This window comes from Lentisalinibacter orientalis, assembly GCF_040706535.1.
Lineage (GTDB): Bacteria > Pseudomonadota > Gammaproteobacteria > Steroidobacterales > Woeseiaceae > Lentisalinibacter > Lentisalinibacter orientalis.
Genome location: NZ_JAPDRJ010000003.1, coordinates 395,005 through 419,355 on the forward strand (window position 1 = coordinate 395,005; position 24,351 = coordinate 419,355).

Sequence of the window (24,351 nt, forward strand, 5' to 3'; positions counted from 1 at the left end):
GTTTTTTTGTCCGCAGGATTCGTCCGCGAGTCCTCCGCCCTTCCGACGGGCTAGTCCTGGTCCGCCACCAGCGTCTCGCCGACGCCGGCCGCGTCCACCCGGCGCGGTATGCCGTCGGCGGCGTGATGCAGCGCTTCCACCCGGTCCCAGTCCACCTCCACCCGACGATCGCCGGTGGCCGCCACGTAGAGTTCCGTCAGCCGCGTGAGAGTGCTGACCGGCGCCGGGTCGTCCGTCTCCGCCGGACTCTCCAGCGGCTCGTGGGCCTCCATCAAGAGCTGCCCGTCGTACCAGCCGAACTTGTAGGGCTCGTCGATGATGCGCACCGGCGTCCCGGTCGGGATACGTTCGAAGGCGAACTCGATGTCTTCGGGGAACATGCGGATACAGCCGTGAGTCACCCGCATGCCGACACCGGCCGGCCGGTTCGTCCCGTGGATGAGGTAGCCGGGGATCGCCAGACGCATGGCGAACTGCCCGAGCGGGTTGTCCGGCCCCGGCGGCACCACCCGCGGCAGTGAGCGGCCGTCGGCTTCGTGCTCCTTGCGCACGGATTCGGGCGGGTACCACGCCGGGTCCCGGGCCTTGACGGTGATGCGCGTCACCCCCAGCGGCGTCTCCCAGTCCATGCGGCCGATGCTGATCGGGAAGGTCATGACCGTGCGCGTGCCGTCCGCCTCCGCCGGCGGGAAGTAATACATGCGGTACTCGGGCAGGTTCAGCACCACCCCTTCCCAGGGCACGTCGGGCAGGATGAAGCGGGCCGGCAGGACCACCTCGGTACCGTCGCCCGGCAACCAGGGGTCCACGCCCGGATTGGCCCGGACGATGTCGTAATAGCCGAGCCCGTGACGGCGGGCGATGTCCAGCAGCGTGTCCCACTCGCGGGACTCGACGGTCGTCACCTGCCCGACCACGGTATCGCCGTTGTCCGGCAGGTCGAAAACTTCGCCCCGTGCCGGCATCGTGACTAACAGACCGAGCGTCGCCATAGCGACCAGGCCGAGCCTCCCTGCAACCGTCCTCATCGAGCGGATCTCTGCGCAACGCACCGTGGGGTGCAACGGCGGAGATTCTCCCAGATATCCCGCATCCGGTCGACGGGCCGGCGTTGACCGCCTCTCCGGAGTCGCCTACCTTTCCCTCGTGCCCCTCCCCGGCCCCACGACCGCGAGCGAAGCCCATGAGCGTGAAAATCAGCCTGTACATCAGCGAGCGCGATCTCCAGCAGTTCCGCAAGGCCATGAAAGGCGCCCGCGCCGCGGCGAAAGACGCCGACGAGGCGGAGATCGTCAGGGCCACCCGGGACGTGATGGAATCCCTGCACCCGGGAGCGCTGCCGGACTTCGTCCGCGAGCGGCTGCCGCGCCTGCAGGCCATGTGCGCCATGCTCGAGGACGAGGAATGGGCGCTGCCTGCGACGGAACGGCTGAAACTGCTCTCCGCGCTGATCTACTTCGGCGACCCGGAGGACCTGATCCCCGACGACATGCCCGGACTCGGCTATCTGGACGACGCCATCATGATCGAGCTCGTCCTGCGGGAACTGAAGCACGTCATCGAGGCTTACGAGGATTTCTGCGGATTCCGGGACAACTATTTCCGGCGCTTCAAGGTGGGCACCGACGCGGCGACCCGCCGCGAGCGCATCGCCGCCCGGCGCGAGCAGTTGCACGACCGCATGTTCCGGCGCACCCGTCGCGACCGGGAGACCGCCGCCGTACCCGCTCCGCTCTGGTAGAGCGGCCGGGCCCTCAGTAGCGGATCAGCGCCGAACCCCAGGTAAAGCCGCCGCCGAACGCCTCCAGCAGCAGGGTCTGGCCGCGCTTGATGCGCCCGTCGCGGATCGCCACGTCGAGGGCCATCGGCACCGAAGCAGCGGAAGTATTGCCGTGGTCCTGCACGGTGAGCACGACGCGTTCCATGGGCATGTCGAGGCGCTTCGCGGTGGCCTGGATGATGCGGATGTTCGCCTGGTGGGGGATGAGCCAGTCGATGTCGCTCTTCGACAGGCTGTTGGCGGCCAGCGTCTCGTCGACGATGTTGCCCAGGGTCTTCACCGCCACCTTGAAGACCTCGTTGCCACGCATGTGGATGGCGGCTTCGCCCCGCAGCATGTCGTCCAGCTTCTCGGACGGACCCGCCGGGTAGTACAGCAGGTCCTTGTACTGGCCGTCGGCACCGAGGTGAGTGGAGACCACACCCGGTTCCTCGGCCGGCTTCAGCACCACGGCGCCGGCGCCGTCGCCGAACAGCACGCAGGTCTGGCGGTCGTCCCAGTCGGTGATCCGGGACAGCGTCTCGGCGCCGATCACCAGCGCGCAGCCGGCCGCGCCCGTGCGCACGAACTTGTCGGCCACGCTCAAGGCATAGATGAAACCGGTGCAGGCCGCCTCGACGCTGAATGCGGCGCAGTCGTGGATGCCCAGCTTCTCCTGCACCAGACAGCCCACGTTAGGGAAGACCCGGTCCGGCGTGGTGGTGCCCACGACGATGAAGTCGATATCGGCCGGGCCGACGCCGGCGGCGGCCATGGCTTCCCGCGCGGCGCCCACCGCGAGATCGCTGGTGTACTGGTCGTCGGCGGCGATGTGGCGGCGCTCGATGCCGGTGCGCGTGCGGATCCACTCGTCGGTGGTCTCCACCATCTTCTCCAGCTCGGCGTTGGTGAGGACCCTGTCGGGCAGACAGCGGCCGGTACCCTCGATGCGCGAATATTTCATGCGGCTTCCCGTTGCAGCAGACGTCCGATCTGGGACGGCACGTCGTGCTCGACCTCCACCACCGCCGTCTCGATGGCGTGCAGGAAGGCCAGCTCGTCGGCGCTGCCGTGACTTTTCACGACGATGCCGGTGAGACCGACCAGACTCGCGCCATTATAGTGCCTGGGATCCAGCCGGGCGCGCAGCCGGCCGAGCACGCCCCGCGCCGCGAGTGCCTGCAGCTTCGAAAGCCAGGTCTCGGTGAAGGCCGCCTTCAGCATCTCGGAGATGAAGCCGGCGGTCCCTTCCATGGTCTTCAGCGCCACGTTGCCGGTGAAACCGTCGGTCACCACCACGTCGGTCTTGCCGGAGATGATGTCGTTGCCCTCGACGTAACCGACGTAGTTCAGCCCGCTGGCGGCGAGCAGGGCCGCCGCAGCCTTCACGGTCTGGTCTCCCTTGATCTCTTCCTCGCCGATGTTGAGCAACGCCACCCGCGGGTTCTCCAGACCGCGCACGTCTGCCGTCACGACCGAGCCCATCATGGCGAACTGGAACAGCTGCTCGGCCGTGCAGTCGGCGTTGGCGCCGAGGTCGAGCATGTGAACCGAACCGCCGCGCGCGGGCATCTCGGCGAGGATGGCCGGCCTGTCGATGCCCTCCACCGTCTTCAGCACGAACTTCGCGATGGCCATCAGCGCGCCGGTATTGCCCGCGCTCACACAGGCCTGGGCCTCGCCCTGCTTCACCAGATCGACGGCCACGCGCATGGACGAGCGCTTCTTGCGGCGCAGCGCGTCCACCGGCGCATCGTTCATCGTGACGATCTCCGGGGCATGCCGGACGGCGAGACGGCCGGCGGCATCGTCACCGGCAGCGGCGACGAGCGGCTCGAGCACGGCTTCGTCGCCCACCAGCGCGATGGCCAGGGCAGGATGGCGCCGCAGCGCCTGCCTCGCCGCCGCCACCACGACGCCGGGACCGAGGTCCCCGCTCATGGCATCCAGGGCGATGGTGAAATCGACGGCCTGCATGAGTGTGGAGAGCCGGTCCGGGGTTCGCCCCGCGCCGGCTCAGGCAGGAATCAGTCCTGCTCTTCCACGACCTTGGGCTTGACCACCTGGCGGCCCCGGTAGAACCCGTCGGGGCTCACGTGATGACGCAGGTGAGTCTCGCCGGTGGTGGGCTCCACCGAGAGCGTCTCGCCCTTCAGCGCGTCGTGGGCGCGGCGCATGCCACGCTTGGAAGGTGTCTTGCGACTTTTCTGAACGGCCATTTTCAGGTCTCCAAAATAGTGACCCGCCGGCAGCCCTGGAGCATCAGGCGGGATCGGTTTCGAATCGATTGTAAGTCATATGAGCATCCGGCCAGCCGGTCACCCACGCTAATCCTCGTCTTCTTTCAGCAGCGCCTTCAGTGCGCTGAACGGCCGCTGCGTGTCCGGCTCGGCTGCCGCGTCGTCCGCTGCGTAGTGCTCCGTCACCAGGCGGCAATGCGAACGGTCCTCGTGCATGAGGGCCAGCGGCAACGCCAGCAGCAACTCCTCCTCCACCAGGTCGAGCAGCCGCACGCCGCGGCCCTCCACCGGCCAGACCTCGAAGCCCGGCAGGGCCTCGTCGGTCATGTCGGCGTCCGGCAGCAGGAACGCGATGTCCGCTTCCAGCGCTAGCTCCATCATTCCCAGGCATCGCTCGCAGACCAGCGGCAGCGTAACCCGCGCTGTGCCGGTAACCGCCGGCACCGGCTGATTGCCCTCGACCTGCCGGCGCTCGAAACCGAGTTCGACCGCAAGCGGCCGGCGTTCCCAGTCCCCGGGCACCTCCCCGTCGCACCGCGTCAGCACCTCGCGGACGAGTGCCGCCAGACGATCCGTGGAGCCCAGCGGAATGGTATCCCTGATCTCCTCACGTCGGGCGGCCAGCGCGTCGGGCCGCACCGCCTGAAGCATGGGGCTGGACATAGCCGGCGGATGATAAGAGCCTTGACCCCTGCTGTCAAAGAAAATGCGGGGCCATGCAGAGGCCCGCGAGCCCGTACAGGTGACTGATCGAGAATGGAAAATCCCGCTCCGACCGACGTCGTCCTCGCCTCCTCCTCGCCCTACCGGCGCGACCTGCTGGCACGGATCCTGGGTCGCTTCGACTGTGTGGCGCCCGAGCTGGACGAGACCCCGCTCGACGGCGAAGCCCCCGCCGCGCTGTCGCTGCGGCTGGCACGGGAGAAGGCCGCGGCCGTCGCTTCCCGGCACGCCGGCGCAACGGTCATAGGCTCCGACCAGGTCGCGGTGCTGGAAGGCCGGGCCTGCGGCAAGCCCGGCAGCCGGGACGCCGCCATCGCCCAGCTGCTGGCGGCGCGCGGCCTGCCGATGCGATTTCTGACCTCGGTCTGCGTCATCCATGGTCCCGGCCGCGAGGAAAGGGTGCATACGGACGTCACCGAGGTGCGCTTCCGGCATTTCGAGCGGGCGCTCGCGGAGCGCTACGTGGACCGGGACCGCTCCTGGGACTGTGCCGGCGGCTTCAAGGCCGAAGCCAGCGGACCGGTCCTGTTCGAGCGCATCGAGAGCCAGGATCCGACAGGACTCGTGGGACTGCCGCTGATCTGGCTCGCCCGCACGCTCGAGGATCTCGGCGTCCCGCTGCTCTGACGACCCGTCAGCTGCGGCGTTCTTTCAGTCGCGCCAGCACGGCGTCGAGCTCCTCGGGCAGCGGTGCGGTGAACAGTCGGTCGTTGCCGTTGCCGTCGACGAAGCCGATGGACTGGGCGTGCAGGAACAGCCGCCGCAGCCCCAGCCGGGCGAAGCGCGCATTGGCCGCCTCGTCGCCGTATCGCTCGTCGCCCAGCACGGGATGCGCGCAGGCTGCGGCATGCACCCGGATCTGGTGGGTGCGCCCGGTCTCCGGCTGCGCCTTCAGCAGGGTGCAGCTGCCGTAGGCCGCCTGCACGCTGAACCGGGTACGTGACGGCTTGCCTGCTTCCTGATCCACCTGGACGTGACGCTCGCCGCCCTTGCGCCGGTGCACCGCCAGCGGCAGATCCACCGTGCGCGCGCCCAGCTGCCAGTCGCCGGCGACCAGCGTCAGATAGACCTTCTCCACCGACCCCTCGCGGAACAGCGCATGCAGTTCGCGCAGCGCGCTCCGCTTCTTCGCCAGCACGAGACAGCCGCTCGTCTCCCGGTCCAGCCGGTGCACCAGCTCGAGCACCTTCAGCTCCGGGCGGCCGGCGCGCAGCGCCTCGACCACGCCGAAACTGATGCCGCTGCCGCCGTGCACGGCGACGCCGCTCGGCTTGTTCACGACCAGCAGCCGCTTGTCCTCGTACAGCACGGCAGAGAGCAGCCGCTCCACCAGGCCGCGGTCGGGGCGGCCCGCCTGCGCGGGCTCGATCGTGACCGGCGGCAGGCGCAGTTCGTCACCGGCACAGAGCCGGTAGTCGGCCTTCACACGGCCGCCGTTTACCCGCACCTGCCCCTTGCGCAGCAGGCGGTAGATACGCGGCTTCGGCAGGCCCTTCCACTCCCGGGCGAGGAAATTGTCGATGCGCTGACCGGCGTCGTCGGCGGCGACGGCGAGCTTTCTCACGCCATGGCGCACCGGAGCATTGCCGGGGCCGGAGTCGGTGGAGGACTTATCGAAGGAGGACAATAACTTAAGCCGATTGCTGAAGGCGCAAGAGGTTGCTATATTACTGACCGGTCACGGTCCCGTACTCCGCTATCGTACCGGATCGGACGGATTCAGCGGGGCGCCCCCGTCAACCCGGAGTAATTTCCCGGTACAGAGACAGGGACGCCATTGTTCAGAGGCCCCGGATTCGGGGGCCGTGCGTGGTCGCGAGTCGGCCTGCAGGCCGGGGGACACCCGAGCATCTGAGCCGCCAGGGTTTCAAGGGTTTTTCATGATCATTGCCGCGCTGCTGTCGATCATCGCGCATCGACTCGGCAAGTCTTATCTGAAGTACGAGGTCGACCCCGGATGCCTCCGGCCGGTCGCCGCATACCCCTGCCCGTCCCGGTTCGCTCGGCCAGTCCCGGCAGCAGACACCGACTCGCCGCCCGCACAAGAAATCAAAGCAGGGCAATATGAAAAGAATGCTGGTGAACGCAACTCAGGAAGAAGAGTTGCGCATGGCGCTGGTCGACGGCCAGCGGCTCTACGACCTTAATATCGAGACACCGTCACAGGAACGAAAAAAAGCCAACATCTACAAGGGCAAGATCACCCGGATCGAACCCAGCCTCGAAGCGGCCTTCGTCGACTACGGGGCAGAACGGCACGGCTTCCTGCCATTCAAGGAAGTCTCTCCCGAGTACTACGTCAAGGAGCCCGAAGGCAGCGGCCGTCCCGGCATCAAGGACGTGCTGCGCGAGGGCCAGGACATCGTGGTCCAGATCGACAAGGAGGAGCGCGGCACCAAGGGCGCGGCGCTGACCACCTTCGTCAGCCTGGCGGGGCGCTTCCTCGTCCTGAAGCCGAACAAGCCGAAGTCAGGCGGCGTCTCGCGCCGCATCGTCGGCGAGGACCGCGAGCAGATCCGCGAGTCGCTGGAAGAGCTGGAGATTCCCGACGGCATGAGCATCATCGTGCGCACCGCGGGCATCGACCGTTCCGCCGAGGAACTGAAGTGGGACCTGGACAACCTGTTCGCCGTGTGGGAGGCGATCCTGAAGGTGGTCGTCGAACGACCCTCCCCGTTCCTGATCTACCAGGAATCGAACGCCATCATCCGGGCGATGCGCGACTACCTCACGAACGACATCGGCGAGATCCTGGTCGACGATACCAAGGCCTACAACGAGGCCCGGGAGTTCGTCGAGCGGGTAATGCCCCACAACCTGCGCAAGCTGAAGTACTACGACGACGCGGTACCGCTGTTCACCCGTTATCAGATCGAGAGCCAGATCGAGTCGGCCTTCGCCCATTCGGTGATTCTGCCCTCCGGCGGCAGCCTGGTGATCGACCACACCGAGGCGCTGGTCTCCGTCGACATCAACTCGGCACGGGCGACCAAGGGCGAGGACATCGAGAGCACCGCGCTCAACACCAACCTGGAGGCAGCCGACGAAGTGGCGCGCCAGCTGCGCCTGCGCGACCTCGGCGGACTCGTCGTCATCGACTTCATCGACATGGGCCCGCAGAAGAACCAGCGCGAGGTCGAGAACCGGCTGCGCGAGGCCGTGCGCATGGACCGCGCCCGTGTGCAGATCGGCAAGATCTCGCGCTTCGGGCTGCTGGAGATGTCCCGTCAGCGGCTGCGGCCATCGCTCGGTGAATCCAGCCACCAGATCTGCCCCCGCTGCAACGGCACCGGCAACATCCGCGGCGTGGAGTCGCTCGCGCTGGCGATCCTGCGGCTGGTCGGCGAGGAGGCGCGCAAGGAGCGCACCGCGAAGGTCATCGCCCAGTTGCCGGTCGACGTCGCCACCTACCTCCTGAACGAGAAGCGGGACTGGGTGCAGAATGTCGAGGACCGTAACGAGGTCGAACTCCTGCTGGTCGCGAACCCGGACCTCGAGACGCCCAACTACTCCATCCGCCGCGTGCGTGACGACCAGACGCTGCTGCCGGAGAACACCGGCGTCAGCTACGAGCTGGCAGCCGTCGACGGCGAGGACGAGATCCCCTCCTGGCAGGCGGACAAGAAGCCGTTGGAGAAGCCGGCGGTGACGGCCATCGTCCCGTCCGCCCCTGCCCCGCCGCCCCAGCGGCTGGCGGAAGACCCGTCTCAGGGTCCGCAGGGACCCGGCCTGTTCGTCCGCCTGTGGCGTTATCTGTTCGCCACAGGCGACGAGGACAGCGGCGGCAGGAAGACCCGCGGGAAGCGGGACTCGGGCAAGCGCCCGGCCTCCTCCCGGTCCCGCCAGGGCAGCACTGGCGGCAAGAGCGGCAAGAGCGGCAAGGCCGGCCAGGGCAAGCAGCAACAGGCCCGCAAGGATGGCGACGACCAGCGCGGTCGCGGCGGCAAGAAGAGCGGCGCGCGCAAGGGCCGCAAGACCGACGGCAAGAGCCAGCAGGCCGAGAAACCGCAGAAATCCGCCGCGGATGGCAAGGAGAGCGCGGACGACAAGAAGGCCCAGAACCAGGGCCAAGGCCAAGGCCAGGGCCAGAACGAGGGCCAGCAGCAGCAACAGAAAGGGGCCAGCGGCGAAGGCAGCCAGAAGAAGCGCCGCGGCAGCCGCGGGCGCGGGCGTCGTCGCCGCGGGCCGAGGCAGGACGGTCAGCAGCAGACCGGCTCGGGCGAGGCCGGCGGCGACAAGACGGTCGACGAGGGCAAGCCGCAACAGGACGCGAAACCGGAATCCCGGCGCGGCGCCGACGGCGGCGACGCGCGGGCCGCCGGCGAGAGTTCCGGCGACCGTGGCCGCTCGGAGAAGCCTGCGGCGGCGGCGGATTCCGGCGCGGCGGACAAGCCGTCGGCCGAGGCAAAGCCGGCGCCTGCCGGAAAGCCGGCGGCGGCGGAGAAATTCGCAGCTCCCGACCGTGCAGCTCCCGAGGGCAAAGCCGCAGACAGGAAAGACCGGCCGGACCAGGCGGGCGCAGCCGCGAAACCGGCCCCCGCCAATGGCGACGGCACTGGCGATGGCACTGGCGACAGCGACGGCGGCAATGGTCGAGGCCGCGGGCGCGGCACCGATGCCGGCACGAAGGAGGCGAACTCACCGCCTGCCGGACGCGAGGCGGCGACGGGATCCGAGCCAGCAGAGAAAGACGCCGGCCGCCAGGCAAAGCCGGCGGACCAGGACAAGCTCCTGCCGTGGGAGATGCCCATCCGCTCCGATCCGGACAAGCGCTACACCGTCTGGTCCTCCACGCCCGAGGACGACGGCGACAAGCCCTGAACGACCGGGCGGGCCCGGGTCGGCGGGAGCCGGCTCAGGCCCGCCCGAGCCTCGCCCGGACGTCGCGCAACAGTCCCTGCGCGGCGTCTTCCACCAGGTCGAGCACCCGCTCGAAACCCACCGCGCCGCCATAGTAGGGATCCGGCACCTCCTGCCGGGCGGGGTCGCTGCCGAACTCCAGGAACAGGCGGATCCTGCCGTGATGGTCCTCGAGGGCGGCACCCAGCAGGATCTCGTGGTTGTCCCGATCCATCGCGAGGACGTAGTCGAAACGCTCGAAGTCCTCCGCCGTCACTCGTCTCGCCGACTGGCCCGAGAGGTCGAAGCCCCGCCGTTCCGCCGCGGCGGCCGCCCGCTGATCCGGCGGCTCGCCGGTGTGGTAGGCATGGGTACCGGCGGAGTCGATGTGCACGAACTCCTCCAGTCCCGCGTCGGCCACGAGCTTGCGGAACACGCCGGCCGCCGTGGGCGACCGGCAGATATTGCCCATGCAGACGAAGAGTACGTTTATAGTTGAGGGTTTTTCCATAAGCCTTTGTTTATATGATTATTCCTTTCCGGAACGCCCGCCGAAATCCGGGGTGTCCGACAAGGCTTGTAGCCAGAATTGTACCCACAAGCAGGCGCACAAATTTGAAGATACCGGGCCCGTATCCGTCGACTTGTGCGTTATGCCGACGATATCGATCAATTGGGTCCTGCTATTCGAACGACTCGGGCCATTTTCTCGACGTATGATAAACGCTCAAAATCTGGATCTCTTTCCGCTTGATACGATACGCAACGATATAGGGTATGCCGTGAACGACGAATTCGTGTGTACCCCGCACTCGTCCTTCCCTACCCATCCTGGAATGATCCCGCAGCTGATCCACCGCTACGCGAAGGTGTTGCGCGACCTCGAATGCCGCACGTGGATTCTCTCTCGCGATGTATTCCTGAATTGCGAGCAGAGCTTTCGCAGCCGGCGTCGTCCAACGAACGCGCACGATTAAGCGTCTTTGTATTTGTCAAATATCGCGTCCATCTCAGCATCTGAGACAAATCGACCTGCATCCGCGGCTTTGATGCCTTCCTTGATCCGCTCATCCTGCCAGGCCAGCAGATCCAGATATTGGTCGATCGCCTGGTTTACCACGTAATTTCGCGACCGGTCCTGCTGCTCGGCCAGCTTATCGAGCTTTCTGATCTTCTTGGGGTCAGTCCGAATACTGAATGCTTCCGTGGTCATGTCCTATCGCCTCGGCGGTTCATCGCAGTTCATTGCGGTTCACAATGGATACAAAGTAATCATAGCGCAAAATCCCCCTGAAGCGAGCGCAAGCAGCACGGTGGTTGGAAAAGTAGCTGTAGAGACCAGGCCGATATTGAGATACGCCGCGAACACTCCTGCTCAGTTGCGGACCGCCGCAATGCCGGCATGGTCGGACGGTGGCCTTGCCTTGAACCTGAACCGGGCGTTGGCTTGACGCGTCCTGATCCGGGCATTCTCGTCCGTTCGTGCCGATGGCGCGCTCGACGCAGACATTTCGGACCGCGGGATTCTGTAACATCGAAACCGGGCGGACCGGAGAGAAGTGATTGCCAGCGTGAAGGTCGTCTGCGCACCCGACAGCTTTAAGGAATGCCTCTCCGCCACGGAGGCCGCGGCCGCCATGGCCGACGGTGTGCGTCGCGCGCTGCCCGACGCCGAGGTGGACGTCTGCCCGGTCGCGGATGGCGGCGAAGGCACCGTGGAGGCTCTGGTGACCGCCCTCGGCGGGGAATACCGCGAGACTCCCGTAACCGGTCCCTGCGGCGAGCCCGTCGTCGCCTGCTGGGGACTGGTGGATGACGGCACCGCGGTCATGGAGATGGCCGCGGCCGCCGGACTGCAACTCGTGCCGAGGACCCGGCGGGACCCGCGCCGCACGACCACCTTCGGCGTCGGCGAACTGATGCTCGCCGCCGTCCGTGCCGGAGCCCGGCGCCTGATCGTGGGACTGGGGGGCAGCGCCACCGTGGACGGCGGCTGCGGCATGGCCCAGGCCCTGGGGTGGCATTTCCGCGATGGCAATGGCCGCGTGCTCGAATCCCCTCTGTCCGGCGGCGACCTCCTCTCCATCCTCCACGTCGAGACCGGCGGCGCGGATGCGGCCCTCGCCGGCGCGGAGGTCATCGGCGCCTGCGACGTGGACGCGCCGCTGCTCGGACCGGCGGGTGCGGCCACGGTCTTCGGGCCGCAGAAAGGCGCCGACCCGGACGGCGTCGCGGCGCTGGAGGATGGGCTTACCCACCTCGCCCGCCTCGTGCGGCGGGAGCTGGGCGCGGACATGGCCACCCTCGGGTACGGCGGTGCCGCCGGTGGTCTCGGCGCCGGGCTCGCGGTATTCGCCCGCGCACGGCTCGAATCCGGCATCGAGCGCGTGCTGGAGACCTGCCGCTTCGACGAGCGTCTGCAGGGAGCCGATCTCTGCCTGACGGGGGAAGGCCGGATCGACGGGCAGACCCTCGCCGGCAAGGCCTGCCTGGGCGTCGCAAGGGCCGCGGCCGCCCGGGGCGTGCCGACGGTGGCGCTGGTCGGGGCCGCGGGACCGGACGCCGACGCCGTCCTGTCCGCCGGCCTCGACGAATGGCGGCTGATCGGACCCGGCCTGACAACCCGCGAGAGCATGCGGCGCGCCTCCTCACTGCTGGCCGCTGCGGCGGGCCAGGCGGCGCTGGACTACGCCGTCGCCCGCTGAAGGTCAGAGTCGCTCGGAGAGGATCTGCCGCACCCGTTCCAGATCCGCCACCGTATCGACGCCCGGTGCGGGCAGTTCTCCGGCCACGCCGACACGGATGCGCAGGCCGAGATAGAGGGCACGCAGCTGTTCCAGCCGCTCGGTGAGCTCCAGTTCCGCCGGCGCGGCGTCCACCAGGCGGGCGAGCGCGCCACAGCGGTAGGCATACAGGCCCAGATGGCGGAGCGCGTGACGGGGCGCCACCCGCTCCGGCTCGGCGGTGGAACTCCTCGGCCACGGGATCGGCGCGCGGCTGAAATACAGCGCATGGCCGGCCTCGTCCGTTACCACTTTCACCACGTTGGGGTCGTGGAACTCGTCCACGTCGTGCAGATGGGCGGCCAGCGTGGCGATGTCCGCCCCGCCCTGCGCCAGCAACGAGGCCGCACGGCCGATCAGCGCGGGCGGCATGAGCGGCTCGTCCCCCTGCAGATTGATGACGATCGTCTCGTCGGACCAGCCCCGGCTGCGGGCCACCTCGGCGATGCGGTCGGTGCCCGATGCGTGATCCTCGCGGGTAAGGACCGCATCCGCTCCGAATGCCTGCGCCGCTTCGAGCACCCGCTCACTGTCCGTCGCGACGATCACGCTGTCGGCTCCGCTCTCCCGCGCCCGCTCCCACACGTGATGGATCATCGGCCGGCCCGCGATGTCCGCGAGCGCCTTGCCGGGCAGCCGCTCGGAGGCGTAGCGCGCCGGTATGACCACGTGGAATGACACGAAGACACCGTCGTCGGCTTTACTCTCGGCGGGGTTCTCGGAGCTATGATTCATCGCGCCGCATCCAGTCGCTCATCCAGCTTCTCCAGGAATGCATCAGCGGTCGCCGCCTCGATGTCGACGCTCACCGGCACGTACCAGTGGCGCCGGCCGGCGCGCTCCGCCACCTTCACCGCATCTTTCTCGGTCATGAATACCGGCAGGGCGTCCGGCGGGTCCAGCTCCTGCCGCGACGGCTCGGCGTGGTCTGCGAGCGGGTGCTCGATCACCTTCATTCCGGCGTCGCGCAACATGCGGAAGAACCGCGCCGGGTTGCCGATGCCCGCGATCGCATAGACCGCCTGACCGGAGAACTCCGCCAGGTCGCGCCGGGAGCCGTCGGCCAGGTTCACGGCCCCTTCCGGGCGCAGGGTGAAGCCGATGGCGTGATCGATACCGGTCAGGCCCTGGCTGAAGACTTGGTCGACGGTGTCGAGCCGAGCGGGCGGCTCGCGCAGCGGGCCGGCCGGCAGGCAGCGGCCGTTGCCGAGACCCCGGTCGAAATCGACCACGGCGATCTCGAAGTCCCGGGCCAGCCGATAATGCTGCAGGCCGTCGTCGGCGATGATCACGTCGGCGCCCGCCTCGACGGCGGCTCTGGCGGCGGCCACCCGGTCAGGATGCACGTACACCGGGCAGCCGGCATGGCGGGCGAAGATGAGCGCCTCGTCCCCCACCCGCGCCGGGTCGGAACCGGGCTCCACGCGCAGCGGCCGCGGCCCCGGGTCGCCCCCGTAGCCACGGCTGACGATGCCCGGCCGACGGCCGCGCTCGGCGAGCCGGCGCGCCAGCCACAGCGTCAGCGGCGTCTTGCCGGTACCGCCGACGTTGATGTTGCCCACGACGATCACCGGCGCGCCCGCCCGGTGCCGCGGCAGCACGCCCGCCGCGAACAGGCGCCGCCGCAACCCTACCAGCAAGGCGAACAGCGCGCCCAGCGGCCGCAACAGCAGGCCGCCGGAGCCGTCGCCGTACCAGACGTCTTCCAGCCGGCGGCGCATCCTCAGGCCTGGCTATCGCTGAACTGCATGCGGTGGAGCATGGCATAGGGCCCCTCGCGCTGCAGCAACTCCTCGTGGGTACCGGTCTCGATCACCCGGCCCGCCTCCATGACGACGATCAGGTCGGCGTTCTCGATGGTCGACAGCCGGTGGGCGATTACCAGCGTCGTGCGATCCTCCATGAGTTCGGACAGCGCGCGCTGGATCCGCCGCTCGGATTCGCTGTCCAGCGCGGACGTCGCCTCGTCCAGGATGAGCACGGGCGCGTTCTTCAGCAACGCGCGGGCGATCGCGATGCGCTGGCGCTGACCGCCCGAGAGCAGCACGCCACGATCGCCCACCACCGTCTCCAGCCCCAGCGGCAGCTCCCGCACGAACTCCATCACGTAGGCATGCTCCGCCGCCCGTTCGATGTCCGCACGCTCGACCCCGCCGGCCGCGCCGTAGGCCAGGTTGTTGGCAATGGTGTCGTTGAACAGCACCACGTCCTGGCTCACCAGGCTGATCTGCGCGCGCAGGCTGGCCAGGGTGTAGTCGCGCACTGGGCGCCCGTCGAGCAGGATCTCGCCCGAATCGGTCTCGTAGAAGCGCGGCAGCAGGCTCACCAGCGTGGACTTGCCGCTGCCGGACCGGCCGACGATGGCGACGGTGCGCCCGGGCTCCACCGTGAGGTTCACGTCCCTCAGCACCACGCCCTTCTCCTCGGCGTAGGCGAAACTGACGTCGCGGAATTCCACCTTGCCGGCCACCCGGTCCGCTTCCCAGGTGCCCGTATCCTGCTCCGCCTCCATGTCCAGCACCTCGAACACGCTGTCGGCGGCGGCGATGCCCCGCTGCAGCGGCGCATTCATGTTGGTGAGCCGGCGCAGCGGGTCGAGCAGGAATACCATTGCCGTCATGAATGCCGTGAACGTGCCCGGCGTGAGTTCGCCGGCGAACGACTGCACGCCGGCCACGTACACCACGCCCGCCACGCCGACGGCGAACAGCATCTGGGTCACGGCGATGCCGCCGGCCTTCGCGGCCACCAGCTTCATGTTCAGGCGGCGGTTGTTCTCGTTGGCGTCGCCGAACCGTCGGCGCTCGTAGTCCTGGCCGTTGAACACCTTCACCACCCGATGGCCCTGCACCGCCTCCTCGGTCACCTGGGTGACGTCGCCCACCGAGTTCTGGATGCGCTGGGAGTAGCGGCGGAAGATCTTGCTGAGGTAGCCGATCAGCACCGCGATCAGCGGCACCACCAGGGCGACGAAGGCGGTGAGGATCAGGCTCTGGTAGATCATGACCGCCAGCAGCGAGATGATCTTCAGCGTGTCGCGGATGAGCACGGTGACCACGTTGGTGGCGGACTCGGCCACCATCTCGATGTTGTAGGTCATCTTCGACAGCAGCGGCCCGGACGAACGCGTATCGAAGAACGAGGCAGGCAGCACCAGGTACTTGTCGAAGGTCTCGGCACGCAGCTTGGTGATGATCTGGCGCCCGATCCAGCCCAGGCCGTACTCCGAACCGAAGCCTGCGATGCCGCGCACGAGGAAAGCGGCGACGAAGGCGATCGGCATCCAGGAGGCGACGCTCTCGTTACGCGCGAGCAGCGTCTCGTCCATCAGCGGCTCCATCAGCATCGCGATGCCGGCTTCCACCAGCGCGGAGAGCGCCATGGCGATGCCGGCCAGTATCAGTACCAGCCGATGGTGGGCGGTGTAGCCGAGCAGGCGCCGATAGACGGAGAGCCCGTGAGAGTCGACGGAGACCACGGCCATGTCCGTTCAGTCCTCGCCGGCGACCGTGGCGATGTCGATCTTCACGAAGCCCATGCGGCCGGCGACGTCCATCACCGTCACCACCGACTGGTGGCGGGCATCGGCGTCCGCGACGATGGTGACCGGCAGACCGGTGTCGCCGCCGGAGACCTCCAGCAGGGCGCGGCGCAGCGTGACCGGGCTGTTGTTGACCAGCTCCCGCCCGTTGACCAGGAAAGTGCCGGCGGCGGTGATGGCCACTTCCAGGCGCTCGGTCTGCGCCGCCGGCGCCTCGCTCTCGGCCTCGGGCAGCGTGATGGTGAGCCGGGACTCCTTCACGAAACTGGTGGAGACCATGAAGAAGATCAGCAGCAGGAACACGACGTCGATCAGTGACGTCAGGTTTACCTCGGGCTCCTCCTTCGATCGGGTGGCGAGATTCATGGCTGGCGCTGTCCCGCATCGCGCCGCCGCTGCACGGCTTCCACCAGCTTCAGGGCCTCTTTCTCCATCTGCACGACCAGCGCGTCCACCCGGCTGCGGAAATAGCGATAACCGATCAGCGACGGGATGGCCACGGTGAGTCCAGCGGCCGTGGTGATCAGCGCCTCGGAGATGCCGCCCGCGAGCGCGCCGGGATCGCCGACGCCCTCGGTGGTGATGGCCGTGAAGACCTCCACCATGCCGACCACCGTGCCGAGCAGCCCCAGCAGCGGCGAGATCGCGGCGATCGTGCCGAGGGTATCCAGGTAGCGCTCGAGCTCGTGGACCACGTGGCGGCCGGTATCCTCGATGCTCTCCTTCATCACCGCGCGGTCGCGATTGCGATTGACCAGGCCCACAGCCAGGATCTGGCCCAGCGGCGAGCCCTGGTGCAGCGACTGGATGTGGCTCTGGGTGAGCTCGTTCTTCTTGATCCAGCCCCAGACCCGGGCCGTGAGGTCCTGCGGGACCACCCGTTCCTGTTTAAGGGACCAGAGCCGCTCCAGCATGATGCCCATGGCGAGGACCGCGCACAGGATAATGGGCAGCATCAGCCAGCCGCCGGCTTTGATGATTTCGACCATAATCCAAGGCTGCGCCAGAAAACGGAAATATACCTGCTAGGAACTGCCGGGACCAGAAGCCTCGGCAGGCGGCGCCGGCGACCAGAGCCGCCGTCGCGACTCCCTGCGCGCAGCGATTTCCGCCTCGCGGCCGTCACGGCAGAGCGTGACCGCGAGCGCCCCGTAGTCGCCGGTGCTCATCACGCGGGCCCCGCTCGCCTGCCAGCGGCGGGCGACGGCAGGACGCGGGAACCCCCAGCGGTTGCGCCAGGCCGCCGTGGCAATCGCGAAACGCGGCGTCAGCGCATCCACCAGCGCCGCGCTGGACGAGGTGGCGCTGCCGTGATGCGGCATCAGCACCACATCCGCCCGCTGCAGCCCGCCCGCCGCCAGCAGCCGCCGCTCGCTGTCGCGCTCGACGTCGCCCGGCAACAGCAGGCGGCGGTTGCCGGCACTCACCTCCAGCACGCAGGAGCCGTCGTTGCCCGCGGCGCCCGCGGCAACCGGCCAGAGCACGCGGAAGCCGATGCCGTCCCAGGACCAGTGGCCGCCGCGCTCGCAGGCGGCGGCGTCCACGCCGGTCAGCTCGCCCGGCTCGCCGCTGACCACCTGCGCCACGGGCACGGCGGCGGCGACGCTTCCCGCGCCGCCCGCGTGGTCGTTGTCGGCATGACTCAGCATCAACAGGTCCAGGCGCCGCACACCGAGCGCGCGCAACGCCGGCACGACCACCCGCTCCCCCGCATCGGAGCCGCTGGCATAGGCCGGCCCTGCATCGTAGAGCATCGCGTGATGGCGCGTGCGCACGATCACGGCGAGGCCCTGGCCGACGTCCAGCACGTCTGCCCGGATGCAGCCCGGAGGCACCCCGCTCCCCCGCCACAGCAGCAGCGACAGGCTCAGCCACACCGGTATCCAGCGCCCCGGCAGGCAACGCGGCAACAACAGCGCGAGCGTGGCAACGGCGGCGAGCGCGATCACGATCGGGCCGCGGCCCGGCGGCTGGTAACCCGCGCCCGGCAGCCCGGCCAGCCACTGCAGCAATGCAAGCACGAGACCGAGGGCCTCGTGGGTCAGCGTCAGCAGCCAGGCTGCGGGACCCGCGAGGATCCCGCCCGCGGCGGCCGCGGCGCCGCCGACCAGCGTGGCCGGCACCACGAACAGGCCGAACGCCGGGATGGCCACGAGGTTGGCCGGGATGGCCGACCACGCGACCCGGTCGAAGAACAGCAGCGTCAGCGGTGCCAGCAGCACCCAGAGCCGCCACTGCAGGGACGCCAGGGTGCGTAGTCTGCCCACCGCCCCGGCGTCATTCCCGGCCGAGGCGTCGCTGCCCGCGATCGCGAGTATCGCCGCCACCGCCCCGAAGGAGAGCGCGAAACCGGGCGTGAGACAGTCGAGCGGCTGCACCAGCAGCACGACGATCAGCGCCAGCGCGAGCCCGGTAACGGGCCCCAGCGGCCGACGCCAGCGGCCGGCGAGCACCACGGTCCCGAGCATCAGCAGCGCCCGGCGCACCGGCGTGCCGAAGCCGGCCAGCAGGCCGTAGGCCGTGGCCGCGGCCAGCGCCAGCAGCGCGGCGCGGTCCCGTCCGCCACCGCCGGGCAACCGTCCCGCCAGGGCGAAGACCAGGCCGGCGACCAGCCCCACGTGCAGCCCCGAAATGGCCATCAGGTGGGAGGTACCCGTCGCCTGGAACAGCTCGGTGGACGCCCCATCCAGGCGATGGCGGCTGCCGGTGGCCAGCGCCACCATGACACCGCGGCCGGCCCCCTCCGGGAGCACGGCCGCGAGGGCGCTCTCGAGCCGCGAGCGCCACCAGGCCAGCCGCCGCGGACCGGGTCCGCCGAGCCGCCGTCCCTCGCCGCGTACGTAGCCGGTGGCACCGATGCCCCGCGTGAAGAGCCATCGCTCGTAGTCGAAGCCGCCCGGGTTGACCAGGCCGCGGGGTGCGCGCAACACCACCGTGAAGCGCCAGCGCTCGCCGATGCGCGGCATCGTCTCCGGCTCGTACCAGTTCAGCCTGATCCGTGCCGGCAGGGCCGGATCGGTGCTGAGTGCCACGAAGGTCACCGCCCGGCCGCGAAGACGGGGAAAGTCCTCGATCACGAACGTTGCGGTCGTCTGCAGACGGTCGTCGGCTGCAGGCAGGCGGTCGGCCAGCTGCCAGTGGGCATGCAGCGCGAACCAGGCCGCCCCGGCCAGGGCGACGGCCGCCAGCCGCGCCGGGCGCAGCAGCAGTCCGGCGACGCCCAGTGCAAGACCCGCGAGAATCAGCCACAGCGGCGGCAGGGCGGGCAGCCGGGCCGCGAGCAGCATGCCCGCGAGCAGGGCGAGAGCCGTGCGCGCCATCGTCGGAATCCCCCGGCCCGATCCGTTAAGATGGCCGCGCCCGGACACCGCGCCCCGCAGGGATCATGCCCAGACACTTCTTCCGCCGCCTGAACTTCGACCGCCACGCCGTGGCCCGGCAGTGGTACATGCGCCCGTTCGAGCGCATCCTGCACGAGCCGCGCATCTGGAGCACCCGCCGACGCAGTATCGTACCGGGGGTCGGCGTGGGGCTGTTCTGCGCGTGGATCCCGGTGCCCGGGCACAGCATCATCGCGGCGCTGGTCGCGCTGGCCCTGCGGGTGAACATCCCTGTCGCCGTCCTCGCTACGCTGATCACCAACCCGGTGACCATGGGGCCCTTCTACTATGCGGCGTACCGGGTCGGCGCCGCCATCCTGGAGATGCGGACCCGGGCCAACGTGGACATCCCCGCCGACTCGGTGACGGAGATGATGGGCGTCTGGCAGCCTTTCCTTTTGGGCTGCTTCATCCTCGGCAGCGCCACCGCCGCCGTCGGCTACTTCTCGCTGAACCTGATCTGGCGGCTGTCGGTCAGCGGCTACGTGCGGGCGCGGCGCCGCCGCGCGGACCGCGCGGCCGGCGATGACGGCGACGGGCCTGACGAAAGCGACCTGCCCTGAAAACCGTCAGGCGGCCGCCAGCCGGCCGTCCTTCAGCTCCAGCTGCCGGTCCATCCGCGCCGCGATCCCGAGATCGTGGGTCACGATCACCAGGCTCGTGCCGTATTCCCGATTCAGCGCCAGCATCTGGTCCAGCACGTGCTCGCCGGTATGCCCGTCCAGATTGCCGGTGGGCTCGTCGGCGAGTACCACCCGCGGCCGGGTGATCAGCGCCCGGGCCACGGCCGCCCGCTGGCGTTCGCCGCCCGACAGCTCGCCGGGCTTGTGGTGCGTGCGCTCGGCGAGCCCCACCCGGGCCAGAAGTTCCCGCGCGGATTCCAGCGCGCTCGCGCGCTCCACCCGCCGGATCAGCAGCGGCATGGCCACATTCTCCTGCGCCGTGAACTCCGGCAGCAGATGGTGAAACTGATAGACGAAGCCGATCGCCTCGTTCCGCAGCCGGCCCCGTTCGCCGTCACCGAGCCGGTGCATCGCCCTGCCGCAGATGCTGATCTCGCCGGCGGTCGGCGCATCCAGCCCGCCGAGCAGCTGCAGCAGCGTGGTCTTGCCCGAGCCGGAAGCACCGACGATGGCCACCCGCTCGCCGGGCGCCACCGTAAGGTCGACACCCTCCAGCACGGTCAGTTCGCCGCCCGCTTCGCGGAAGCTGCGTTTCAGTCCCCGGCACTCGATGACCGGCTCCATACCTTCCGTCAATGTGCTCTTCCCTTGCCTATCCTCTATGTGCGCCGCGGCCTCTGCCGCCGCCGTTTCTGCCCGCCCCGCCCGGAAATCAGTCGAATCGCAGGGCGTCCGCCGGGTCGGTGCGCGCGCCCCGCCAGGCCGGATACAGCGTGGACAGCAGCGACAGCGCGAGCGCCACGCCGCAGATCAGCGCCAGGTCGCCCGCGCGCAGGTCCGCCGGCAGATCGCTGATGAAATACACGTCCGGCGCCAGGAACTTGAAGCCCAGCGCCCCCTCGGCGAAACCCACGATCGTCTCCAGATTCAGCGTCAGCGCCGCGCCCAGCGCGAGGCCGACGCCCGTGCCGATCACGCCGATGATGGCGCCCTGTATCACGAACACGGACAGGATACCGCCGGGCGGTGCGCCCAAGGTGCGCAGTATGGCGATGTCGCGCTGCTTGTCCTTCACCACCATCACCAGCGTCGAGACGATATTGAAAGCCGCCACGGCGATCACCAGCAGCAGGATCACGAACAGGATCGACTTGGTGATCTTGATGGAGCGGAAGAAGCCGGAGTGCCGCCGCGTCCAGTCGCTGACCAGGAGGCCGCCGCCGAGCGACGTCGCCACCTCGCGCACGATGGCCGGCGCGCCGAAGAGATCGCCCAGCGCGAGCCGCAGGCCGCTGACGTCGTCGCCCAGACGGAACAGCCGGGCGGCGTCATCGATATGCATGAAGACCTGCCGGCGGTCGAACTCGTACATGCCGGCGCGGAAGGTGCCGGCGACGGTGAAGCGGCGCATGCGCGGGATCAGGCCGGCGGGCGTGACCACGCCTTCGGCCAGCATCAGCAGTACCTGGTCGCCGGTTGCGACGCCCAGCGCGTCGGCGAGGTCGACGCCGAGGATCACCCGATAGCCGCGGGGCTGCAGGTCGGCGAGCGAGCCCGCCCGCATGAGCCTCTCGATGCCGGAGACGTCCTTCTCCCGGGCGGGATCGATGCCGCGGATGGCGACGCCGCTCATCGCCGCGGCACCCGCCACGAGCCCGCGGCCCGAGACGAACGGCGCGACGGCCTGCACCCGCGGGTCGGCCAGCGCCCCCTCGGCGAGCCGCTGCCAGTCCTCCAGACGGCCGGCCGGTCCCTCGATGGTGGCCTCCGCCGACATCGCCAGGATGCGTTCCTGCAGTTCGCGCTCGAACCCGTTCACTACCGACAGGACCACGATGAGGACCATCACGCCCACGGCGATGCCCGCCATCGAGATCAGGGAGATGAAGGAGACGAAGCTGTTGCGGTGGCGGGAGCGCACGTAGCGCGTGCCCACCAGCCACTCCCAGTATCTTGCGCCGGGCGATTGCCCGGAAACACCCCTAGTCATAGCGCAGCGCCCTCGCCGGCGCTACGGCGGCCGCGCGCCGCGCCGGATACAGGGTGGCCAGGCCCGTGAGTCCCAGCGCCGCCGTGGCGATCGCGATCACGTCGGCCAGCTGCAGGTCCGAGGGGATCTCGGTGACGTAGTAGACGTCGCCGGGCATGATCTGGAAGCCGAAGGTCTGCTCCAGCACCGGCACGATCACCGGCACGTTCACGGCCAGCAACGTGCCGAGCGCCACGCCGCCGATGGCCCCCACCCAGCCGATCACCAGTCCCTGGGTGAGGAATACGCGCAGCACGCTGCCGGGGCTCATGCCGAGCGTCCGCAGGATGGCGATGTCCGTCTCCTTGTCGGTGACCACCATGACCAGACTCGCCACGATATTGAAGGCGGCGACGGCGACGATGAGCGAGAGGATCAGCGACATCATGGTCTTCTCGAGACGCACCGCACGGAAGTAGCTCGCGTTCTCCCGGCTCCAGTCGCTGGTCTCGTAGCCCTCGCCGAGGCTCTCCTGCAGCGCCGCCGCGGTTGCAGGCGCCTGCATGACGTCGTCGGTCTTCACCCGGATACCGCTTACCGCGTCGCCCAGCCGCTGGATGGCCGCCGCGTCTTCGAGCGCGACCAGGGCCAGCGAGGCGTCGTGGTCCTGCAATCCGGCTTCGAACACGCCGGCCACGTGGAAGCGCCGGAGTTCCGGGCGAACCTCGCCGTCCGTCAGCCGCGGGATGAGCAGCATCACCTCGTCGCCCACCCGCACGCCCAGATTGATCGCCAGCAGGCGGCCCAGCACGATATTGAAGCTGCCCGGCTCCAGCCGTCCGAGCCGCCCCGATACCATGCTGGCGGCGGCGGTCGAGACCCCGCTCTCGAGCGCCGGGTCGATGCCGGTGACGAACAGGGGCTGCAGCCCGGCGCGGGACCGGGCCATCGCCTCGAATTCCACGTACGGTGCCGCCGCCAGCACCCCGGGCTCGGCGCGCACCCGGTCGAGCACCTGCGGCCATCGCTCCAGGGTGCCGTCGGTGCCCGTCACCGAGGCATGGGCAGTCATGCTGAGCAGGCGGCTGCGGAGCTCGTTCTCGAAACCGTTCATCACCGACAGGATGACGATGAGCGCCGCCACGCCCACCGCGATCCCGATGGACGAGGCCAGCGTGATGAACGAGACGAAGCGGGTCCGCCGGCGCGCACGCAGGTATCGGAGTCCGATCGCGAGTTCCAGCGGTCCCTTCATGCCGGCCATGACGAGGATTAAACCACAAGCGCTGTCGGCTCACCCGGCGATGTCCACCTCCAGCGGACGGTCCAGGCGGATGCCCTCGGGCGTGACGCTGGCACCCCACGCGAGCACCTGCACGCCCTCGGCCGCCGCCGCGGCGAGGGCCTCCGCGTAGGCGGGATCGATCTCGCGGGCCGGCGCGACCACGTCCACGTCGCCGCGCTGCACGCAGAAGACGAGGACCGCGGCATCGCCGGCCCGCCGGCGCCCGGCCAGCATGCGCATGTGCGCGGACGCCCGTGCGCTGACGGCGTCGGGGAACACGGCGCGGCGGCCGCTGACCGCCGCGGTGACGTTTTTGACCTCCACCCAGCAGGGCGGCTCGCCGTCGAGCAGGAAGTCTGCCCGGCTGCGCGAGTCCGGGTATCGGGCCTCCCGCCGCAGGCCCCCGTCATGCGCCGGGCGGCCGGCATCGCGGTCCGCGAAACGATGCGCGCAGTAACCGGCCAACTCGGGGATGCGGCCCGCCTCCAGCGCCTCGCCCACGATGGCGTTGGTGCGTCCGGTGTGGATGCCCACCAGGGTGCCGTCGGCTGTCTCCACCAGTTCCCAGGTCCAGGCGTAGCGGCGCCGCGGGTTGTCGGAGTGGCTGAGCCAGACGCGGGAGCCGGGCTCGGCGCAGCCGGTCATCGCCCCTGTATTCGGACAGTGCACGGTGCACGCCTCCCCGGTGTCGGCGAATTCCGCGTCGGCGAGAAAGCGCTTGTAGCGACGCAGCAGACGGGCCTCGCGCAGCGGGCGGTCGAACTCCACAGACGGCTCCCTACAACAAAAATTCCGGCAAATCTACGCACTACGACATTTTTCCTCAATGCGGCCGGTGCTATATTCGACCCGGTTTCGAAGCGGAGAGCCGCCATGCAGAGCCTGAAACTGACGCTTGCCGCCCTGACGACGGGTCTGGTGCTGGCCATGCCGATGACCATGCTGATGACCATGGGCAGCGCCGCCCACGCGGAGAGCCTCGACATGGACACCGGCAGTGCCATGCTCACCGGCGGCGACCGACCCACCCGGGGTATGACCATGCAGAAGGTACAGTCCGACTGGGGACAGCCGAAGATGCGCCGCGCGCCGGTCGGCGAGCCACCGATCACGCGCTGGGAATATCCGGAGTTCGTGGTCTATTTCGAGCACGACCGGGTGATCCACGCCGTCCTGAAGCGCGGCAGCGCCGGCTGACGACGCCTCCCG

The 24,351-nt window shown here is 69.1% G+C and carries 25 protein-coding genes; 6 read left to right on the forward strand and 19 right to left on the reverse strand.

The genetic code is table 11. The annotated features are described in order from the left end of the window. Nucleotides 1-50: 50 nt before the first annotated feature. Complete coding sequence (locus ACJMK0_RS13415; protein WP_405238915.1) at nt 51-1,028, reverse strand: L,D-transpeptidase family protein; 978 nt, start codon at nt 1,026-1,028, stop codon at nt 51-53. A 155-nt stretch (nt 1,029-1,183) separates the two neighbouring features. Between ACJMK0_RS13415 and ACJMK0_RS13420 the strand changes: the two genes are divergently transcribed. After that, nucleotides 1,184-1,741 carry a YkvA family protein gene (locus tag ACJMK0_RS13420; RefSeq protein WP_405238916.1) on the forward strand — a complete coding sequence of 186 codons (558 nt, stop codon included), beginning with the start codon at nt 1,184-1,186 and terminating at the stop codon, nt 1,739-1,741. 13 nt (nt 1,742-1,754) lie between these two features. On the opposite strand, the gene ACJMK0_RS13425 is transcribed toward ACJMK0_RS13420, so the two are convergent. The 4 genes from ACJMK0_RS13425 to ACJMK0_RS13440 form a co-directional block, all read right to left on the reverse strand. Continuing rightward, complete coding sequence (locus ACJMK0_RS13425) at nt 1,755-2,723, reverse strand: beta-ketoacyl-ACP synthase III (protein WP_405238917.1); 969 nt, start codon at nt 2,721-2,723, stop codon at nt 1,755-1,757. Further along, entirely contained in the window at nt 2,720-3,736 is a 1,017-nt protein-coding gene (gene plsX, locus ACJMK0_RS13430) for a phosphate acyltransferase PlsX (protein WP_405238918.1), read from the reverse strand. Before plsX ends, ACJMK0_RS13425 begins: the two co-directional genes overlap by 4 nt. A 50-nt stretch (nt 3,737-3,786) precedes the next feature. Next, nucleotides 3,787-3,978 (reverse strand): 50S ribosomal protein L32, encoded by a 192-nt coding sequence (gene rpmF / locus ACJMK0_RS13435; protein ID WP_405238919.1) that lies wholly within the window; start codon nt 3,976-3,978, stop codon nt 3,787-3,789. A 108-nt stretch (nt 3,979-4,086) separates the two neighbouring features. Next, nucleotides 4,087-4,650, reverse strand: a complete 564-nt coding sequence (locus ACJMK0_RS13440) for a YceD family protein (RefSeq protein WP_405238920.1) — start codon at nt 4,648-4,650, stop codon at nt 4,087-4,089. Nucleotides 4,651-4,755: 105 nt separating this feature from the next. Here ACJMK0_RS13440 and ACJMK0_RS13445 point away from each other — a divergent pair, with 105 nt between their 5' ends. Then, nucleotides 4,756-5,349, forward strand: a complete 594-nt coding sequence (locus ACJMK0_RS13445) for a Maf family protein (protein ID WP_405238921.1) — start codon at nt 4,756-4,758, stop codon at nt 5,347-5,349. A gap of 7 nt (nt 5,350-5,356) precedes the next feature. On the opposite strand, the gene ACJMK0_RS13450 is transcribed toward ACJMK0_RS13445, so the two are convergent. Next, complete coding sequence (locus tag ACJMK0_RS13450) at nt 5,357-6,286, reverse strand: RluA family pseudouridine synthase (RefSeq protein WP_405238922.1); 930 nt, start codon at nt 6,284-6,286, stop codon at nt 5,357-5,359. A gap of 500 nt (nt 6,287-6,786) precedes the next feature. Between ACJMK0_RS13450 and ACJMK0_RS13455 the strand changes: the two genes are divergently transcribed. Further along, nucleotides 6,787-9,543, forward strand: coding sequence for an Rne/Rng family ribonuclease (locus ACJMK0_RS13455; RefSeq protein ID WP_405238923.1), 2,757 nt, complete (start codon nt 6,787-6,789; stop codon nt 9,541-9,543). A gap of 34 nt (nt 9,544-9,577) precedes the next feature. Here the strand turns inward: ACJMK0_RS13455 and ACJMK0_RS13460 are convergent, their stop codons facing one another. The 3 genes from ACJMK0_RS13460 to ACJMK0_RS13470 all read right to left on the reverse strand — a co-directional run bounded on the left by ACJMK0_RS13460 (nt 9,578) and on the right by ACJMK0_RS13470 (nt 10,774). Beyond that, nucleotides 9,578-10,072: a low molecular weight protein-tyrosine-phosphatase gene (locus ACJMK0_RS13460; RefSeq protein WP_405238924.1), complete on the reverse strand. Its 495-nt coding sequence runs from the start codon at nt 10,070-10,072 to the stop codon at nt 9,578-9,580. Between the two features lie 172 nt (nt 10,073-10,244). Continuing rightward, the gene (locus ACJMK0_RS13465) at nt 10,245-10,532 is read right to left on the reverse strand and encodes a type II toxin-antitoxin system RelE/ParE family toxin (RefSeq protein WP_405238925.1); all 288 of its coding nucleotides are present in this window, start codon (nt 10,530-10,532) and stop codon (nt 10,245-10,247) included. Nucleotides 10,533-10,534: 2 nt separating this feature from the next. Then, nucleotides 10,535-10,774 (reverse strand): CopG family ribbon-helix-helix protein, encoded by a 240-nt coding sequence (locus tag ACJMK0_RS13470; RefSeq protein WP_405238926.1) that lies wholly within the window; start codon nt 10,772-10,774, stop codon nt 10,535-10,537. 346 nt (nt 10,775-11,120) lie between these two features. On the opposite strand from ACJMK0_RS13470, the gene ACJMK0_RS13475 reads away from it, so the two are divergent. Continuing rightward, nucleotides 11,121-12,266 carry a glycerate kinase family protein gene (locus ACJMK0_RS13475; RefSeq protein WP_405238927.1) on the forward strand — a complete coding sequence of 382 codons (1,146 nt, stop codon included), beginning with the start codon at nt 11,121-11,123 and terminating at the stop codon, nt 12,264-12,266. A 3-nt stretch (nt 12,267-12,269) separates the two neighbouring features. Here ACJMK0_RS13475 and kdsB read toward each other — a convergent pair whose 3' ends face one another. Genes kdsB through ACJMK0_RS13505 form a run of 6 tightly spaced genes read right to left on the reverse strand, consistent with a single transcriptional unit; the run spans nt 12,270 to nt 19,205 of the window. Then, nucleotides 12,270-13,025: a 3-deoxy-manno-octulosonate cytidylyltransferase gene (gene kdsB, locus ACJMK0_RS13480; RefSeq protein ID WP_405239070.1), complete on the reverse strand. Its 756-nt coding sequence runs from the start codon at nt 13,023-13,025 to the stop codon at nt 12,270-12,272. 50 nt (nt 13,026-13,075) lie between these two features. After that, on the reverse strand, nt 13,076-14,065 hold the full coding sequence (gene lpxK / locus ACJMK0_RS13485) for a tetraacyldisaccharide 4'-kinase (RefSeq protein WP_405238928.1): 990 nt from the start codon (nt 14,063-14,065) through the stop codon (nt 13,076-13,078). A 2-nt stretch (nt 14,066-14,067) separates the two neighbouring features. After that, nucleotides 14,068-15,828 carry a lipid A export permease/ATP-binding protein MsbA gene (gene msbA, locus ACJMK0_RS13490; RefSeq protein WP_405238929.1) on the reverse strand — a complete coding sequence of 587 codons (1,761 nt, stop codon included), beginning with the start codon at nt 15,826-15,828 and terminating at the stop codon, nt 14,068-14,070. 6 nt (nt 15,829-15,834) lie between these two features. Continuing rightward, complete coding sequence (locus ACJMK0_RS13495; protein WP_405238930.1) at nt 15,835-16,251, reverse strand: ExbD/TolR family protein; 417 nt, start codon at nt 16,249-16,251, stop codon at nt 15,835-15,837. After that, nucleotides 16,248-16,874, reverse strand: coding sequence for a MotA/TolQ/ExbB proton channel family protein (locus tag ACJMK0_RS13500; RefSeq protein WP_405238931.1), 627 nt, complete (start codon nt 16,872-16,874; stop codon nt 16,248-16,250). The genes ACJMK0_RS13495 and ACJMK0_RS13500 overlap by 4 nt, the downstream gene beginning before the upstream one ends. 36 nt (nt 16,875-16,910) lie before the next feature. After that, nucleotides 16,911-19,205 (reverse strand): DNA internalization-related competence protein ComEC/Rec2, encoded by a 2,295-nt coding sequence (locus tag ACJMK0_RS13505; RefSeq protein WP_405238932.1) that lies wholly within the window; start codon nt 19,203-19,205, stop codon nt 16,911-16,913. A gap of 65 nt (nt 19,206-19,270) precedes the next feature. Between ACJMK0_RS13505 and ACJMK0_RS13510 the strand changes: the two genes are divergently transcribed. Next, nucleotides 19,271-19,828 carry a DUF2062 domain-containing protein gene (locus ACJMK0_RS13510; RefSeq protein WP_405238933.1) on the forward strand — a complete coding sequence of 186 codons (558 nt, stop codon included), beginning with the start codon at nt 19,271-19,273 and terminating at the stop codon, nt 19,826-19,828. Between the two features lie 6 nt (nt 19,829-19,834). On the opposite strand, the gene ACJMK0_RS13515 is transcribed toward ACJMK0_RS13510, so the two are convergent. The 4 genes from ACJMK0_RS13515 to sfsA form a co-directional block, all read right to left on the reverse strand. Beyond that, nucleotides 19,835-20,512: an ABC transporter ATP-binding protein gene (locus ACJMK0_RS13515; RefSeq protein ID WP_405239071.1), complete on the reverse strand. Its 678-nt coding sequence runs from the start codon at nt 20,510-20,512 to the stop codon at nt 19,835-19,837. 88 nt (nt 20,513-20,600) lie between these two features. Then, a complete protein-coding gene (locus ACJMK0_RS13520; RefSeq protein ID WP_405238934.1) occupies nt 20,601-21,878 on the reverse strand; it encodes a lipoprotein-releasing ABC transporter permease subunit in 1,278 nt (425 codons plus the stop codon). Then, entirely contained in the window at nt 21,871-23,121 is a 1,251-nt protein-coding gene (locus ACJMK0_RS13525) for a lipoprotein-releasing ABC transporter permease subunit (RefSeq protein ID WP_405238935.1), read from the reverse strand. Before ACJMK0_RS13525 ends, ACJMK0_RS13520 begins: the two co-directional genes overlap by 8 nt. 30 nt (nt 23,122-23,151) lie before the next feature. Then, complete coding sequence (sfsA, locus tag ACJMK0_RS13530) at nt 23,152-23,910, reverse strand: DNA/RNA nuclease SfsA (protein WP_405238936.1); 759 nt, start codon at nt 23,908-23,910, stop codon at nt 23,152-23,154. A gap of 105 nt (nt 23,911-24,015) precedes the next feature. Between sfsA and ACJMK0_RS13535 the strand changes: the two genes are divergently transcribed. Further along, nucleotides 24,016-24,339, forward strand: a complete 324-nt coding sequence (locus tag ACJMK0_RS13535) for a hypothetical protein (protein WP_405238937.1) — start codon at nt 24,016-24,018, stop codon at nt 24,337-24,339. Nucleotides 24,340-24,351 lie beyond the last annotated feature (12 nt).

Bases quoted from the DNA above. Each gene is read 5' to 3' on its own strand.
- ACJMK0_RS13445 (WP_405238921.1), top strand. From the start codon at position 4,756: ATGGAAAATCCCGCTCCGACCGACGTCGTCCTCGCCTCCTCCTCGCCC.
- ACJMK0_RS13440 (WP_405238920.1), bottom strand. From the start codon at position 4,650: ATGCTTCAGGCGGTGCGGCCCGACGCGCTGGCCGCCCGACGTGAGGAG.
- ACJMK0_RS13525 (WP_405238935.1), bottom strand. From the start codon at position 23,121: ATGGCCGGCATGAAGGGACCGCTGGAACTCGCGATCGGACTCCGATAC.
- ACJMK0_RS13500 (WP_405238931.1), bottom strand. From the start codon at position 16,874: ATGGTCGAAATCATCAAAGCCGGCGGCTGGCTGATGCTGCCCATTATC.
- ACJMK0_RS13510 (WP_405238933.1), top strand. From the start codon at position 19,271: ATGCCCAGACACTTCTTCCGCCGCCTGAACTTCGACCGCCACGCCGTG.
- plsX (WP_405238918.1), bottom strand. From the start codon at position 3,736: ATGCAGGCCGTCGATTTCACCATCGCCCTGGATGCCATGAGCGGGGAC.
- msbA (WP_405238929.1), bottom strand. From the start codon at position 15,828: ATGGCCGTGGTCTCCGTCGACTCTCACGGGCTCTCCGTCTATCGGCGC.
- ACJMK0_RS13420 (WP_405238916.1), top strand. From the start codon at position 1,184: ATGAGCGTGAAAATCAGCCTGTACATCAGCGAGCGCGATCTCCAGCAG.
- ACJMK0_RS13495 (WP_405238930.1), bottom strand. From the start codon at position 16,251: ATGAATCTCGCCACCCGATCGAAGGAGGAGCCCGAGGTAAACCTGACG.
- ACJMK0_RS13515 (WP_405239071.1), bottom strand. From the start codon at position 20,512: ATGGAGCCGGTCATCGAGTGCCGGGGACTGAAACGCAGCTTCCGCGAA.
- rpmF (WP_405238919.1), bottom strand. From the start codon at position 3,978: ATGGCCGTTCAGAAAAGTCGCAAGACACCTTCCAAGCGTGGCATGCGC.
- ACJMK0_RS13520 (WP_405238934.1), bottom strand. From the start codon at position 21,878: ATGACTAGGGGTGTTTCCGGGCAATCGCCCGGCGCAAGATACTGGGAG.
- ACJMK0_RS13470 (WP_405238926.1), bottom strand. From the start codon at position 10,774: ATGACCACGGAAGCATTCAGTATTCGGACTGACCCCAAGAAGATCAGA.
- ACJMK0_RS13460 (WP_405238924.1), bottom strand. From the start codon at position 10,072: ATGGAAAAACCCTCAACTATAAACGTACTCTTCGTCTGCATGGGCAAT.
- ACJMK0_RS13505 (WP_405238932.1), bottom strand. From the start codon at position 19,205: ATGGCGCGCACGGCTCTCGCCCTGCTCGCGGGCATGCTGCTCGCGGCC.
- ACJMK0_RS13455 (WP_405238923.1), top strand. From the start codon at position 6,787: ATGAAAAGAATGCTGGTGAACGCAACTCAGGAAGAAGAGTTGCGCATG.
- ACJMK0_RS13415 (WP_405238915.1), bottom strand. From the start codon at position 1,028: ATGAGGACGGTTGCAGGGAGGCTCGGCCTGGTCGCTATGGCGACGCTC.
- ACJMK0_RS13535 (WP_405238937.1), top strand. From the start codon at position 24,016: ATGCAGAGCCTGAAACTGACGCTTGCCGCCCTGACGACGGGTCTGGTG.
- ACJMK0_RS13425 (WP_405238917.1), bottom strand. From the start codon at position 2,723: ATGAAATATTCGCGCATCGAGGGTACCGGCCGCTGTCTGCCCGACAGG.
- lpxK (WP_405238928.1), bottom strand. From the start codon at position 14,065: ATGCGCCGCCGGCTGGAAGACGTCTGGTACGGCGACGGCTCCGGCGGC.